At 71.3% G+C, this 14,526-nt stretch carries 11 protein-coding genes; 6 read left to right on the forward strand and 5 right to left on the reverse strand.

Annotated elements, in window-relative coordinates; all coding sequences use genetic code 11:
• Positions 1-62 precede the first annotated feature (62 nt).
• Positions 63-887, forward strand: a complete 825-nt coding sequence (locus ACQP2H_RS23510) for a PIG-L deacetylase family protein (RefSeq protein ID WP_219464204.1) — start codon at positions 63-65, stop codon at positions 885-887.
• Positions 888-992: 105 nt separating this feature from the next.
• Here the strand turns inward: ACQP2H_RS23510 and ACQP2H_RS23515 are convergent, their stop codons facing one another.
• The 4 genes from ACQP2H_RS23515 to ACQP2H_RS23530 form a co-directional block, all read right to left on the reverse strand.
• The gene (locus ACQP2H_RS23515) at positions 993-1,652 is read right to left on the reverse strand and encodes a cytidylyltransferase domain-containing protein (protein ID WP_219464205.1); all 660 of its coding nucleotides are present in this window, start codon (positions 1,650-1,652) and stop codon (positions 993-995) included.
• Positions 1,653-1,747: 95 nt separating this feature from the next.
• A complete protein-coding gene (locus ACQP2H_RS23520; RefSeq protein ID WP_433228893.1) occupies positions 1,748-2,512 on the reverse strand; it encodes a helix-turn-helix domain-containing protein in 765 nt (254 codons plus the stop codon).
• Between the two features lie 149 nt (positions 2,513-2,661).
• Positions 2,662-3,843 (reverse strand): M20 family metallopeptidase, encoded by a 1,182-nt coding sequence (locus ACQP2H_RS23525; protein WP_219464207.1) that lies wholly within the window; start codon positions 3,841-3,843, stop codon positions 2,662-2,664.
• Positions 3,844-3,903: 60 nt separating this feature from the next.
• Positions 3,904-5,688, reverse strand: a complete 1,785-nt coding sequence (locus ACQP2H_RS23530) for an AMP-binding protein (RefSeq protein ID WP_219464208.1) — start codon at positions 5,686-5,688, stop codon at positions 3,904-3,906.
• Positions 5,689-6,119: 431 nt separating this feature from the next.
• Between ACQP2H_RS23530 and ACQP2H_RS23535 the strand changes: the two genes are divergently transcribed.
• From ACQP2H_RS23535 to ACQP2H_RS23550, 4 genes are all read left to right on the forward strand, one after another.
• Positions 6,120-7,451 carry a phenylacetate--CoA ligase family protein gene (locus ACQP2H_RS23535; protein WP_219464209.1) on the forward strand — a complete coding sequence of 444 codons (1,332 nt, stop codon included), beginning with the start codon at positions 6,120-6,122 and terminating at the stop codon, positions 7,449-7,451.
• 1 nt (position 7,452) lies between these two features.
• Positions 7,453-8,505, forward strand: coding sequence for an SDR family oxidoreductase (locus ACQP2H_RS23540; protein WP_219464210.1), 1,053 nt, complete (start codon positions 7,453-7,455; stop codon positions 8,503-8,505).
• A 509-nt stretch (positions 8,506-9,014) separates the two neighbouring features.
• Positions 9,015-10,028, forward strand: coding sequence for a N5-glutamine methyltransferase family protein (locus tag ACQP2H_RS23545; RefSeq protein ID WP_219464211.1), 1,014 nt, complete (start codon positions 9,015-9,017; stop codon positions 10,026-10,028).
• Between the two features lie 269 nt (positions 10,029-10,297).
• On the forward strand, positions 10,298-11,908 hold the full coding sequence (locus tag ACQP2H_RS23550) for a DHA2 family efflux MFS transporter permease subunit (protein WP_219464212.1): 1,611 nt from the start codon (positions 10,298-10,300) through the stop codon (positions 11,906-11,908).
• On the opposite strand, the gene rox is transcribed toward ACQP2H_RS23550, so the two are convergent.
• A complete protein-coding gene (rox, locus tag ACQP2H_RS23555; RefSeq protein WP_357535606.1) occupies positions 11,896-13,338 on the reverse strand; it encodes a rifampin monooxygenase in 1,443 nt (480 codons plus the stop codon). The genes ACQP2H_RS23550 and rox overlap by 13 nt on opposite strands.
• Positions 13,339-13,565: 227 nt before the next feature.
• Here rox and ACQP2H_RS23560 point away from each other — a divergent pair, with 227 nt between their 5' ends.
• Entirely contained in the window at positions 13,566-14,366 is an 801-nt protein-coding gene (locus tag ACQP2H_RS23560) for an ArsR/SmtB family transcription factor (RefSeq protein ID WP_433233646.1), read from the forward strand.
• The last annotated feature ends 160 nt before the right edge of the window (positions 14,367-14,526 follow it).

The raw sequence follows: 14,526 nt of genomic DNA on the forward strand, positions 1-14,526 counted from the left end.
TAACCTGGGCCGCAACCAGCACGGCGTCGATCAATGTCGCCCGTAGCGTGTATGTTGCCGCCATGACGCCCGCTTCCCCGGCTGATTCCGGTCGACTCCTGCCGCTGCCCCGCAGCTTCCACCGGGTCCTGGTGATCGCCGCCCACCCGGACGACGCCGAATTCGCCTTCGGCGCCACCGTCGCCCGCCTCACCGGCGAGGGCGCGCAGGTGACCTATCTGGTCGTCACCGACGGCGCGCAGGGTGGCGAGGATCCGACCGTGCCGGCCCCCGAGCTGACCGCCACCCGGTATGCCGAGCAGCGCGACGCGGCCCGGATGCTCGGCGTCACCGACGTGGTCTTCCTGGGGCTGCCCGACGGCCTGCTCACGGACACCCCCGCGCTCAGACTCGCCCTGACCCGCCAGATCCGGCGGCACCGGCCGGAACTCGTCCTCACCCACCAACCGCTGCGGTCGCTGCAGTTCCCGATCGGTGCGTCCCACCCCGACCACCTCGCCGTCGGGCAGGCCGCGCTGAACGCCGTCTACCCCGACGCCCGCAACCCCCGGGCCTTCCCCGAGCTGCTGGCCGAGGGTCTGCCCGCACACCGGGTGGCCGAGGTCTGGGTGCCGGGGCACGAGCACACCGACCTGCTCGTCGACGTCGGGGAGACCGCCGAGCTGAAGGTGTCGGCCATCCTCGCCCACCGCAGCCAGTTCCGCAGCTCACCGGATCCCCGCGCCGACGTCCAGTGGGTGGTGGACCGGATGCGCGGCAACGGCACGGCCATCGGCTGCGAGTACGCCGAGGCGTACAAACGCATCGTCACGGACGCGGCCGGCGCGGCCGGTCCGACCCCGACGGCCCGGCGGCCCACCACCGAGGTCCCGACCCGCACGCCGTGAACCGACCTCCCGGCCGCGCCGCCCGACGAACCCGGCCGGGGCCGGCGGGTGGACGGTGGGGACCCACCGTCCACCCGATACCGCCCCGGCGGCGGACCCGGACGGTCAGGCCGGGTTGCTCAGCTCGTACAGCCGGGCGGCGAGATCGAACTGGGCCTGGGTGTCGATGTCGATCGTCAGGTTCGTCGCCTGGTGCCAGATCGGGCGGGCACCGACCAACCCGATGGTCGTCGCCACGTGCCGGGTCATGATCGAGCAGGAGAACCCGAGCTGGTAATAGGTCGGCAGCTCCTGCGAGGGGCGGTGCCAGGGGCCGAACCCGAACCCCATCGGGTTGAAGTTCGGGTCGAGGAGGTACTCCTTCATCGGGTACACCACCACGATCGAGTCCGCAGCGGCCGTGTCGCGGGCCCGCCAGGTACGCACCACCTCCCCGTGTTCGTCGAAGAACGGGTCGGTGGCGTGGCACCACATCACGTCGTCGTCGCCGGGCAACTGCTTGCAGACCTCGTTGACCACGGACTGGAACGGGTACGAGTTCTCCGTGAGGTGCCGGGGCCGGGGCAGATAGGTGGCGCCGTACCGGTCGGCCAGCTCCCGGGTCGACGCGTCCTCGGAGGACAGGCAGACGTCGCCCGGATCGTCGGCCAGCCGGGCGAGCTTCTCGACGAGAATGTCGAGCAACGACTTCCCCCCGGCGAACGGGCGGTAGTTCTTGTCGGGCACCCTCGTCGACGAACGCTTGGCGGGGATGACGAACTTCATGACGGTCTCCTGTCTCCAGCCGGATGGGTCGTCGCCGGCCGACGGGCCACGGGGACTCGGCGGGCCGGCGACGCGGCCGACCCCCACCCGGTCACCTAGACGGCCAGGTGGCCGACGGTCTCGACGAGTTCACCGAACCGGGCGAGTTCCGCCGCGTCGAGCGTGGAGAAGTACGGGACCAGGATCGCCGCGGTCAACCGTTCGGCTTCCAGCCGCTGCTCGCGTACCTCGGCCGGGTCCCGGAACGGCCCCCGGTAGCCCATCCGCTCGGCGTAGGCGGGCCCGGTGCGGGGCGGCGGATGGGGGGCGGCGAGGATCGCGTCGAGCGGCGTGAGGCCACAGGCCAGGATCGCGGCGATGTGGGCGGCGCCGCGCAGTTCGCGGATCAGGTGGATCGTCAACGCGGCCCGGCCGGGCAACGCCACCGGGGGCGGGAGTTCCCGCCAGCCGGTGAAGAGGGCGCCCACCGCCGCAGGTGCCGCATCGACGACGCGGCGGCCCAGGGTGTCGATGACGCCGAGCGTGTCGGGGTCGACGTCCGCGAAGACCCGCTCGCCCCAGCCGGTGATCCGGTCCCGGTAGTGCAGCGCCACGTCGTGGTGGGTCAGGCCCGCCGGCACCGCGAGCCACGCCCGGCGCACCTCCTCGACCGGCTCGAACGCGATCGCCGCCGCCGCCACCTCGACCGGGCAACTGCCGAGCACGCCGGCCCGACCGACGATCCAGAACTGAACCCCGGTCGCGAATCCCAGCTCCACCCCGTACGCGTTGGTGGACTTCGCCATGATCCAGCTGCGACTCAACTGCTGCACCGGCTCACACACCCGGTCGATGGTCTCCGCAGCCGTGGCTGTCGCCATCTGTCCTCCCTCCCTGGCCACCCGCCTGGCAGGGGCGGGGATGACGTACCGCGTCGGCTCTGCCGCGTGGACGGACGACCGCCGACGCGCCCGGGGTGCGGCAGCGCGGGTCGCGACGCCGGGAAGGCCCGCCGATCCCGCCGGCCCGGTCAGCCGGGCGAGAGCCACGACGTCAGGACGTCGGCGAGCCGTCGCAGGTCCGGGATGTCGATCCGCTCGGTGGCCTGATGAGCGTCCTCGATGGATCCAGGGCCGAAGACTACCAATTCCTCGGCCAGACCGGAGTACCGCAACGCGTTGGCACCGAAGGGTGCGACCGTGGGCCGGGTGCCGCAGGTCCGCGCCAGGAACTGCACGAGTCCGCTGTCGGGCCGCTGGTAGAACGCGGGCGAGGCGGGCCTGCCGTCGGGCGTACGCGGCAGCAGCGAGACCACGTCGCAGGGCACGGGGCAGGCGGCCCGGGCGATGGCGGTCAGCTCGGCCAGCACCTCGACCGGGTCCTCGCCGGGGACGATGCGCCGGCCCACGGTGATCGAGCAGCGGTCGGGGATCACGTTGCTGCCGGAGCCGCCCGTGATCTGGGTGACCGACAGCGTGCCGCCGCCCAGCTCGGTGCGCCCCGGGGTCGCGCTCAGCCGCTCGTGGGCGGCGGCGAAGGCGGCGAGCACCGGCACCATCGCGTCGATGGCGTTCACCCCGAGGTCGGGTCGCGCCGAGTGCGCCGCCACCCCGTGCGTCGTCACCTCGATCAGGACGAGCCCCTTCAGCCCGTGCACGGGCCGGAACTCGGTCGGCTCGGCCACCAGGAGCTGATCGATCCGCAGGCCCTGCTGTCTCGCCCAGGGGGCGAACCGGGTCGCCCCGAGCAGGCCGCCGGCCTCCTCGCCGATCGAGCCGACCAGTAGCAGGGTGGGGTCGGGGCGGCGGCCGTCGCGGTGCATCGCGGCGAGCAGCGCGAGGACCACCCCCATGGTCGCCTTGGTGTCCAAGGCACCACGACCCCAGACGGCGTCGTGCTCGATGCGTCCGTCGAAGGGCGGGTCGGTCATGTGCTCGACGGCGACGGTGTCGGTGTGCACGTCCAGCACCACGAGCCGGTCGGACCGGCCCGGAAAGCGGCCGTAGACGTTGGGTCGGTCCGGCCGGACCTCGTCCAGCACGACCTCGGCGGCACCGCAGCGGTCGAAGCGGTCCGCGAGGTGCCGGGCGATCGCCCCCTCACCGACCGGACCGTGCTCCTCGGCTCTCGGCCCGGTGTGCAGCGGGTTGACGCTGGGGATGCGGACGAGCTCGGCGACCGCCTCCGCCAGCACCCGGCCGTCGAGATCCATTGCAGGATTATCGATGCGTGACCCCGGGATGACAATCTCCGCCATCGATGCCTGGCGCGGTCACCCGCCCGGCACCGGATCGGCGTCCGCGCTGTCGAGCAGCTGCCGCAGGCTGCCGTCGACGAAGAACTCCCCCAGGTCGACCGGGACACCGAGGGCGTTCATCCGGGTCACGATCTCCACCGCCAGCTGGGAGGTGCCGCCCGACTCCAGGAACGGCACGTCGGGGTCGACGGTGTCGAGGTCCAGGACCGACTTCCAGGTCTCGACGATCCGGGCGCGGACGTCGTCGCCGTCCGTCCGTTGGCGGGTGACCGTGCCGCCGCCCTCCAGCGCGGACCGGACGGTACGCCGGTCGGCCTTGCCCGGCCCGAGCGTCGCGATCGCGGGCACGATCTCGATCCGGTGCGGCACGCAGTGCACCGGGGCGTGCCGGCGCACGTGGTCCACGAGGTCGACCGCGCTCGCCGTCGCCCCCGGCCGCAGGACGACGTGCGCGCCGGCGACCGCGCCCAGGGCCGGGTCGGGCAGGCCGACGACGCACGCGTCGAGGACGTCCGGATGGGCGACGAGGATCTGCTCGACCTGCAACGGGAAGACGTTCTCGCCGCCACAGACGAACATGTCGTCGATGCGGCCGACGAAGAAGTACCAGCCGTCGACCACCCGGAAGATGTCCTTGGTCCGCAGCCAGCCGTCGAGGTAGCGCTCGCGCGTCGTCACCGGGTCGAGGATGGTGCCCTCGGAGATGAGGTCGCTGCGCAGCCACAGCTCACCCTCGGCGCTGTCGCGGCCGGCGTCGTCCAGGACCCGGGCGGTGACCCCCACCCAGGGCCGCCCGCAGCTCTCCAGCGGCTGCTGCTCCCCCGGCGGTTGCCCGAGGCACGGCGCGCACTCGGTGAGCGCGTAGACGTTGAGGATCTCGGTGCTGCCGAAGGCCGACCGCAGGCGCTGGAGCAGCTCGGGGGTGGACGGGCCGCTGGCCACCCGGACCGAGCGCAGGTGGCGCAGGTCGAGGTCGCGTAGCAGGGCCGTCTCCCGCAGCAGCACGGCCGCCTGCGAGGGGGTGAACAACACGGTCGAGCAGCGGTGGCGGGCCAGCTGGCGCAGCACGTGCGCCGGGTGGAAGGCACCGGCGAGCACCCCCGTCCAGCCCCGCAGCAGACCGAGCATGACGCCCGCGTTCATGCCTCCCGTGTGGTAGAGCGACGTGGCCACCAGATAGCGCGTCGGCGTGCCGGGCTCCCCCGGCGACGAGGCGGTGTAGGCGCCGCTGCGGTAGCGGGACAGCAGGTGGAAGTGCTCGTGGGTCTTGATGATCATCTTTGGTCGTCCGGTGCTGCCCGACGTCGAGAAGGCGACCGCCGGATGCCGGGGCGGCACGTGCTCCGGCAGCGCGACCCGCTCGGCACGCAGGAGTTCCGCGAACGGTCGCCCCCAACGCCCGCTGACCGTGAACCGGTGCGGCACGGCGGAGTCGGCGACGGCGTCGTCCACCCCCGATCCGACGCCCTCGACGATCGCCGCCACGCACCCCACGTCCGCGAGGTACGCCTCAGCCGTCGGCCCCGGCAGCCCCGGGTCGCACAGCACGGCGGTCAGGCCGGCCCGGATGGTGCCGTAGACCGCCTGGAGCAGCCCCGGTCCCGGCTGGGTCGAGATCAGCACCCGGTCGGCCGGCGCGAGTCCGAGCGCGGACAGCCCTGCCGCGACCCGGTGCACGGCCTCGTCGAACTCGGCGTAGGTCACCCGGGTCTCGGTGCCGTCGGACTCGGCGATGAAGGCGATCCGATCCGGAGTCGCCACCACGTGCTCACGAAACAGCAGTGCCCCGTTTGTCTGCATCGGACCTCCACAACCATGGACGTCAATGTTCGGACAGAAAGTTACACGACCATTCGGCGGCGGTGGGCCGGCCACCCGGCGCGGCGGGCACCCCGGCACCGTCCATGTCGGATTCCAGATACTTGTGATCTTGGATGGAGCGTGAAACCTTCTGTGCCATTACCTGGGACGCGACCTGTCGCAGCCGGCCCGTCCCGGGCGGGTCGACCCGACCGGGCCAGGGCGCGACGCAGCACCGAATTGTGGATACGACCAGGCTCCTGCGACGCCTCGACACCGACGGGACGCCGGACCCGGCGGGCGACCAGCCGAACCCGGGTGCAGCCATCTCCGTACCGCCCGTCCCCATCCGAAACCCTTCACAGAGAGAGTCCCGACACGTGGATACCGCCCCGTGGGTTGACTTCATGGAACGATGGAACGAGGGACGCGTGAGCGCGGCGGAGCTCACCGACTGGCAGACGACGGCGCTGCGGACGGTGCTCGGCCACGTTCACGACAGATCGCCCTTCTACCGACGGCACCTGGCGGGTGCGAACCTCGACATCGAGGAGCTCGCGGACCTGGCGCACCTGCCCTACACGACCAAGGACGACCTCCGCGAGGCCATGCACGACATGCTCAGCGGGCCGGTCGGCGACGCGCAGTTCTACTTCGAGACCACGGGGACGACCGGCCGACCCACCCCGTGCCCCCGGGCGGCGATCGACTTCGACCTCAACGTGCTGCCGCTGGCGCACGCGCTCGACCGCATCGTGCACAAGCACTTCCCGGACGGCGGCGAGCGCCCCATCCTGGCCGTGGTGGCCCCCAACGACGTCCACGCGGCCTGCCTGAGCCTGTCCTTCGCCGCCAAGCAGATCGGCATCGCCAAGCTGGACCTGTTTCCGATCACCCCGACCCTCGGGTTCGCCCGGTTCTTCGAGGTGCTCGTCGAGCTGCGGGTCAACATGATCCTCTGCTCGCCGGGGCTGCTGATGGCGCTGGCCGAGATGAGTTCCTCCTACGGTGTGGAGGTGCCGGACGACCTGGCGGTCAAGGTGCTGCTCACCACCGGCGAGATGTGCTCGGACGGCATGGGCCGGCTGCTCGCCCAGACGTGGAACGCCGAGACCTACAACTTCATGTACGGCTCCCAGGAGGCGGGGTGTCCGGCGGTGACCCGCCCGGACGGCACGGTGGTGGCGATCGAGCCCACCTACCTGCTGGAGGTGCTGGACCTGGAGACCGAGCAGACGCTGGGGCTGGAGGGCTACGGCGAACTCTGCCTCACCACCCTGGTGCCCGGCCTCAAGCCCCTCATCCGCTACCGGACCGGCGACCTGGTCTCGATCGTGCCGGACGACTCCGGCCGGCGGACCGTCAAGGTGCTCGGCCGGGTCAAGGACATGACCGAACTCGGTGGCCGCAGGCGCAGCGCCGCCGAGATCGACGACACCATCCTGGCCGATCCCGAGCTCAAGTACGGGTACGAGCTGGAGGTCGACTCGGTCGACGGCCAGGACCGGGTGCAGGTCCGGATCAAGGCCAAGGAGGGCGCCGACCACGACCACCTCAAGACGCTCGTCGCGGACCGGGTCACCGCCGCGTTCGGCGTCCCCACCGAGGTCACCATCCATCCGTTGCTGGATCTGAAGAGCGCCACCGGTGGCTGGGTGAGCTGGAAGACCGCCCGGATCAAGGACCGTCGGGTGCCGCAGTCCGACGACATCGAGTCCCGCTCCGCAGCCGATCTGGCGCGGGCCGTCGAGCGGGCGATCTGAGATGACCGACCATGTGCTGACCGGTGCGACCGGGTTCGTCGGCAGCCACCTGCTGACCGACCTCCTCCTGGACGACACCGCCGGTAACGTGTCCGCGCTGGCCCGGGGGACCTCGCGGCAACCGGCGAGCGACCGGGTCCACGCGGCGTTGGACGAGGCGGGGGGTGACCTTCCGCCGGCCCGCCGCCGGATGACCGTGGTGGAGTCGGAACTGACCGAACCGCGCTGCGGGGTCGCCCCCGACGCCGTCCGGCGCGGTGCCGGGCCGCTGGTCTTCTGGCACCTCGCGGCGTCGTTGCAGTGGCGGCGGGGACAGCGCGAACAGGTGTTCCGCACCAACGTCGAGGGCACCCGGCACGCGTTGGAGCTGGCGACGGAGCTCGGTGCCGACCTGTTCGTCTACGTGTCGACGGCGTTCACCTGCGGCACGCTGCACGGCGAGGTGCCCGAGGCGCTGCACCGGCCGCCCCGGTTCAGCAACGTCTACGAGGAGAGCAAGTGCGCGGCCGAGCACCTGGTGGCCGGCTTCGACGGGCCACGGCGGCTGATCCTGCGTCCCTCGATCATCACCGGCACCTCGCACGACTACCGGCCCAGCGGCAGTTACACGGGCCTCTACGGCTTCCTCAGCGAACTGCGCAAGTTCCGGGAGATGCTCGGCGATTCCGACGAGTCGGTCCGCTTCACCGCCGACCGCAGCACCCGGCTGTCCTTCATTCCGGTGGATCACGTCGTGGCGGACCTGCGGGCGATCGTGGCGGCCGAGATGGCGTCGCCGCGGCAGGACATCTACCACGTCAGCGGGCGTTCCGAGGCCGCTACCGGCGACATCCTCGACTACATGCTGAAACTGCTCGGGCTGGAGGACCGCCTGTTCGTCATCAACGAGAGCTTCGACGACCCCTCCACCCTGGAGCGCTTCTTCGCCAAGCGGATCGACTTCTTCTCCGAGTACCTGCGCAGGGAAAAGCGGTTCGTCCGTACCGCCGCGCCGGAGCGCGCCGTTCCGCTCGCGGAACTCGTGAGGTTCATCGATGCCGAGAATGCGCTCTGACCGAACGGGCACCGCCACTCGCGGCGGGCCCGGTCCGGACGGTGTGCCGTCTTCCCGGGGGGGGCGGGTGCCGGTTCCCCGGCCACGTTGGACCCGGTCGGGAATCCGTCGGTCGCCGTCCGTACGGACGGCGACCCCACACCGGCCCGCCCGACATCACGTCATTGGGGGCAATAATTGCAGACATTCATATGCTTGTGATCATGAATGTCTATGTGACACCGTTCGTTGCCGTGACCGGGGGGTACGGCTCGTCGCAAATCCTATTGCCCACCGGTCGAGTCACCATCGGTCCACGGGCGCGATCCGCTGAACCACAGACCGCGCACCTCGGCCCGGCAGTCGCACCAGGATCGCCACACACATCGGGGAAATGGCCATGACCAATGCCGGGTGTCTGTTCATCGTCAGTGCTGGCCCCACGGGACGGATGACCGTCCGAGGATCCCTCGGCGTGACCGCGTCCACCGACGGAGTCTCGCAGGGCGGCGCACGCCCCGGTGGGTCCGATGGCTGAGGTACCGCCCACCGGCACCGACGTCCCCCCGGTGGGCGGCCCCGACGGTGACACCTACGAGGCCGAGTTCGGGTGCGGGCACCACTTCCGCCTGTTCGACCGACCGGGGACCTTCCACGTCAGCCGCGCCGGTATCGCCCTCGGCGACTACCTGGTCCGCAGCCTGCGCGGACGGGACATCACCGGCCGCATCCTGGAGATCGGCACCGGAAGTGGCGCGATCGCGCTGCTGCTACGCCACCTGGGCGCCACCTCGGTCACCGCCACCGACATCTCCGCCTCGGCCGTCGCCACCGCCCGACAGAACGAACTCGCCAATTTCGGTGTCCCGACCATCGACTTCTGGCACAGCGACCTCTTTCCGCCCGCCGTGGACGGGGAGCCGGCCCTGTTCGACCTCATCGTCTTCAACCCGCCCGGCTGGCGTACCCCGTCGGACAATCTCATCGCGGAACTCGACGAGAAGCACCATTCGCTCGGCCTGGAGGCGATGTTCTACGGCGACAGCGTCCTGCTGCGCTTTCTGCAACAACTGCCCGACCATCTGACCGCGAACGGACGCGCCATCATCGGGCTGAACTCGCTGATCGGCATCGCCGACATCTTCACCCGTTCCCGGTCGACGCATCCGCCCCAGGACGGCAGCGTCATCCGGTCCCGGCTGCTCGAACGCATCGAGATCCCGCTGCTGTTCTACACCGACGAGTGGTTGCAGGTGAAGAACTCGCTGCTGGCCCAGTTCGAGAAAGGGCGGCAGGAGTACGCCGCCAGCTACGTGACGAAGGGCGACACCATCCACTGGTTCTACGAGATCACCGAGGTCACCGTGCAGGGGCAGCCGACGGCCCCGGTCCTGCCGGGGCGGGAGAACACCCGGCAGCCCGCCGGCCGGGCAGTCCGCGACCTGCCCGGCGGCAACCCGTGCCTGCTCCCGTACGCGGGTGGTCCGGCGCAGTTGGCCCCGGTCGCGCGGCACTCGGGTGAGCCCGAGCCACTGGTCAGCTAGCCATGACCGACCGCACCGGCCCGCACCGACACACGGCGTCGTGGTCGTGGTCGCGGGGCCACCTGCTGTGGGAGCCTGCGGTGGCGGACGTGCCGTGCGGCGGGGGCGACCGGCCGGGCCGGCCCCCACGTGCTGCGGGAACGGCCGGCCCGGGCGGCTCCGGCCGACCGTCGGACGGCGGCAACCGGCGGCCCGCCGGTTGCCGTCGTCGGGCCCGGCCGCGGCAGCCGACCTCCCGGCAGCGATGACAGTCACCACTGGAGGCCCACATGGACCACGATCAGGTAGCCGGACGGCAGGCGCGGCCGGACGTCGCCGGCGGGGCACCGGTCGGCCGGCAACCCGACCGGGCAGCCGACCCCGGGCCGACCACCGGGCCGACGCCCACGCCGGACGACACGTCGGGGCTGCCCCCCGGCTACCGCCCCTGGCCGGCGCTGTGGGCGATGCTGGCGGGCATCTTCATGATCCTGCTGGACTCCACCATCGTCTCGGTGGCCGCCGACGCCATCTGGGTGGACCTCAAGACCGACCTCAACGCGGTCGTCTGGGTCACCAGCGGCTACCTGCTGGCCTACGTGGTGCCGCTGCTGCTGGCCGGCCAACTCGGTGACATGTTCGGCCCCAAGCGCCCGTACCTGCTCGGTCTGCTGCTGTTCACCGCCGCCTCGGTGTGGTGCGGGCTGTCACCCACCGCGGAGGTGTTGATCGCCGCGCGGGTGGTCCAGGGCCTCGGCGCGGCGCTGATGGCGCCGCAGACGATGGCCGTGATCACCCGCACCTTCCCCCGGCAGCAGCGCGGCACCGCCATGGCGGTGTGGGGTTCGGTGGCGGGGGTGGCGATCCTGGTCGGGCCGTTGGCGGGTGGCCTCCTCGTCGACGGGCTCGGCTGGCAGTGGGTGTTCTTCATCAACCTTCCGCTGGGCGTGGCCGCCTTCGTCGCCGCGACGGTGCTGGTGCCGACGCTGCCGGCCCACCGGCAGCGGGTCGACCACCCGGGCATCGCGTTGAGCGGGGTCGGGCTGTTCCTGGTGGCGTTCGGGCTCCAGCAGGGGCAACGGTACGACTGGGGGCTCGTGCGTGAGGTGGGTCCGGTGCCCATCACGGTGTGGAGCCTGATCGGCACCGGCGTCGCCACCCTGCTGCTGTTCGTGTGGTGGCAGACCCGGGCGGCCCACCCGCTGATGACGCTGGCGCTGTTCCGGGACCGCAACTTCGCCCTGTCCAACGTCGCCGTCGCCTGCATGGGTTTCTCGATCACCGGCATGGCCGTCCCGCTGATGCTGTTCGCGCAGAAGTCGATGGGCCTGAGCCCCACCGGGTCGGCGGCGCTCCTGATCCCCCTGGCCGTCCTCGCCGGGGCGCTGGCGCTGCCGGCGGGCAAGCTGGCCGACCGGGTGCACCCCCGCTACCTGACCGGGTTCGGTTTCGCCACCAACGCCGGCGCCCTCTTCTGGCTGGGTCTGGTGACCGGGGACGACACCCGGGTGGGCACCGTCCTGGCACCGCTCGCCCTGGTCGGTGTCGGCAACGCGTTCATCTGGGGGCCGCTGACGGCGACGGCCAACCGCAACATTCCGCTGCGGCTGGCCGGCGCCGGTTCCGGTGTCTACAACACCACCCGTCAGGTCGGTGCCGTGTTGGGCAGCGCCGCCGTCGGCGTACTCATGCAGCACCAGGTCGAGAGCAGGTTCGGGCAGTCCGGCGGCACGGTGTCGGCGGGGGCCGCCGCCCAGTCCACCGGGCCGCTGCCCGAGGTGCTGCGCGGATCATTCGCCGAGGCGATGGGCACGAGCATCTTCCTGCCGGCCGCCGCGTTGGTGCTCGGCTTCGTGGTGGTGCAGTTCTTCACCCACACCGAGCCGACTCACGATGCGTGAGCGGTGGCGGACCCGAACCACCGGGCCAGTTCGGCACGCAGTTCCTGCTGGTCGTCGCCGACCCACGCCACGTGTCCGTCCGGGCGCAGCAGCAGCGCGGGCACGTCCAGTTCCTCGCTGACGTCGTCGACCCGGTCGACCCGGTCCGCCCAGCCCGCCACCGAGAGCCCGCCGGTCTGATCCAGCAGCAGCCCCCGCCCCTGGTGCATCAGCCCGTAGAGGCGTCCCCGCTTCAGCCCCACGTCGCGCAGCCGCCGGCCGAGCAGGTCGTGGCCCGCACCGAGGTCGTACCGGACCGAGATCGCGGTGATCTTCTCGATCAGGTACCGGTTGACCTCCTCGAAGTCCATCAGCTCCGCCACCAGCTTCCGCACCGCCTGCGGGCCCGCCTCCAGCGCCATCAGCTCGGTCTGCGCGCGGGTGTTGTCCAGCACGTCCGCCGCCACCGGCCGGCGCTCGGCCTGGTACGTATCCAGCAGCGCGTCGGGTGCCCAGCCGGCGACCTGTGCGGCCAGCTTCCAGCCCAGGTTGAACGCGTCCTGGATACCGAGGTTGAGCCCCTGTCCGCCCAGCGGCGGGTGCACGTGCGCCGCGTCGCCGGCCAGCAGCACCCGGTCGACCCGGTACCGGTCGGCCAGCCGGGTGGCGTCGCCGAAGCGGGACAGCCAGCGGGGCGAGTGCACCCCGAAGTCGGTGCCGGCGGTCGCCTGCAACTGCTGCCGGAAGTCCTCGATGGTCGGGGGGACCGCCCGGTCCTCGCTCACCCCTGCGGCGGGTACGACGACGCGGTACAGCCCCTCGCCGTCCCCGACCGGGCCGACCCCGAACCGCAGCTGCGTCCTGCGTACCCGGGTCATCACCGCGACGACCTCGTCGTGCGGCGCGGTCAGCTCCATCACGCCCAGCAGCGTCTCGTTCCGGGTGGGCTCACCGGGAAAGCCGACACCCAGCAGCTTGCGAACGGTGCTGCGACCGCCGTCGCAGCCGACGAGATAGCGGGTACGCAGGCGGGTGCCGTCGGCCAGCTCGGCGGTCACCGCGTCGGCGTCCTGGCTCAGCCCGACCAGTTCGGTGCCCCGCCGGATCTCGACGCCGACCCCGGTGGCGTGCTCGGTCAGCAGCCGCTCGGTGACCGGCTGCGGGATGCCGAGGATGTATCCGTGCGCGGTGTCCATCCGCGACGGCCACTCCTTGGCGATGCCGGCGAAGTAGCCGCCGACCTGGAACTGTTTGCCGTGGGCGAGGAACCGCTCCAGCAGGCCCCGCTGGTCGAGAACCTCGATGCTGCGTACGTGCATGCCGAGCGAGCGCACCACGCTTGTCGGTTCGGCGTCGCGCTCCAGCACCACCACCCGTACGTCGTGCAGCCGCAGCTCCGTGGCCAGCATCAGGCCGGTCGGTCCGCCGCCCACGACGATGACGTCGATCATGGAATCCCCGTTCGGTTGTTCGCGCCGCCCGTTGCGTCGATACCAACACATGCTTCGCGAATCACAGATTTCGCCAGGTTCTGGCGTCGAGTGGAGATTCTGCACCAGCACCGGGGTCTTGCCACAAGCCCCAGGGTGCGATATACGTTAGAAGTGGCAGGGAGGCGTCTACTCCCTGCCTTTGCTTTTGCCCGCTCCCGGCCTTCGCCGACCCGACCCGCCGCCGCCTGCTCGACAGCCTTCGCCGGGAAGACGGTCAGACCCTGGGCCAACTCTGTGCCCAGCTGGCCATGACCCGGCAGTCGGTGACGCAGCACATCGGCGTGTTGCAGGAGGCCAACCTGGTCAACGCCGTCCGGCGAGGCCGGGAGAAGTGGCACTATCTCAACCCCGTCCCCATCCACGAATTGCCGCAACGCTGGATCGCCGCCTTCGAGGAACCTCGGCTGCGGGTGCTCGACGGGATCCGCCGGCAGGCAGAGGAGCCGCAGATGAACGTCGCCAGGCCCACGTTCGTTTACGTGACCTACATCCACGCCACCCCGGAACGGGTCTGGGAGGCGTTGACCGATGCGGACCTGACCGGCACCTACTGGGGCCACCGCAACGTCTCCGACTGGCGGCCCGGCTCCCGGTGGGAACACCAACGCACCGACGGCTCGGGCATCGCCGACGGCGGCGGCACGATCCTCGAAGCGACCCCGCCGACCCGGCTGGTGATGACCTTCGGCGACGTCGACGCCGAAGCCGGGCCGGACGCCTCCACGGTCACCTTCCTCATCGAACCGCACCGGGACATCGTCCGACTGACCGTCACGCACGTGAACCTGCCGTCCGACGACGACTTCGAGGCCGTCTCCGCCGGCTGGCCCGCGGTCATGGCCAACCTGAAGTCACTGCTCGAAACCGGCCGTGTGCTGCCCCAGGCGCCCTGGGAGATGCCCGCCGCCCAGCAGAACGGCCACGACGGCACAGAACGGACCGACTCGACGCGCCCCGACGCCGACCCTGCCGCCCGTAACGGATGAACCTGGACAACCCCGGGTACGCGGGCACCGGCAGAGCACCGACTGACCATGTCTGCGCTGGTGGGCCGGAGGTACCACCATGCGAACCACACCGCCACGATCGCCGGTGACCCGCTTCCACTCAGGTTTGCCGACCCAAGGGCGTCAGGCCGATGATCCT

The organism is Micromonospora sp. CA-248260 (assembly GCF_050942205.1).
GTDB classification, from domain to species: domain Bacteria; phylum Actinomycetota; class Actinomycetes; order Mycobacteriales; family Micromonosporaceae; genus Micromonospora; species Micromonospora antibiotica.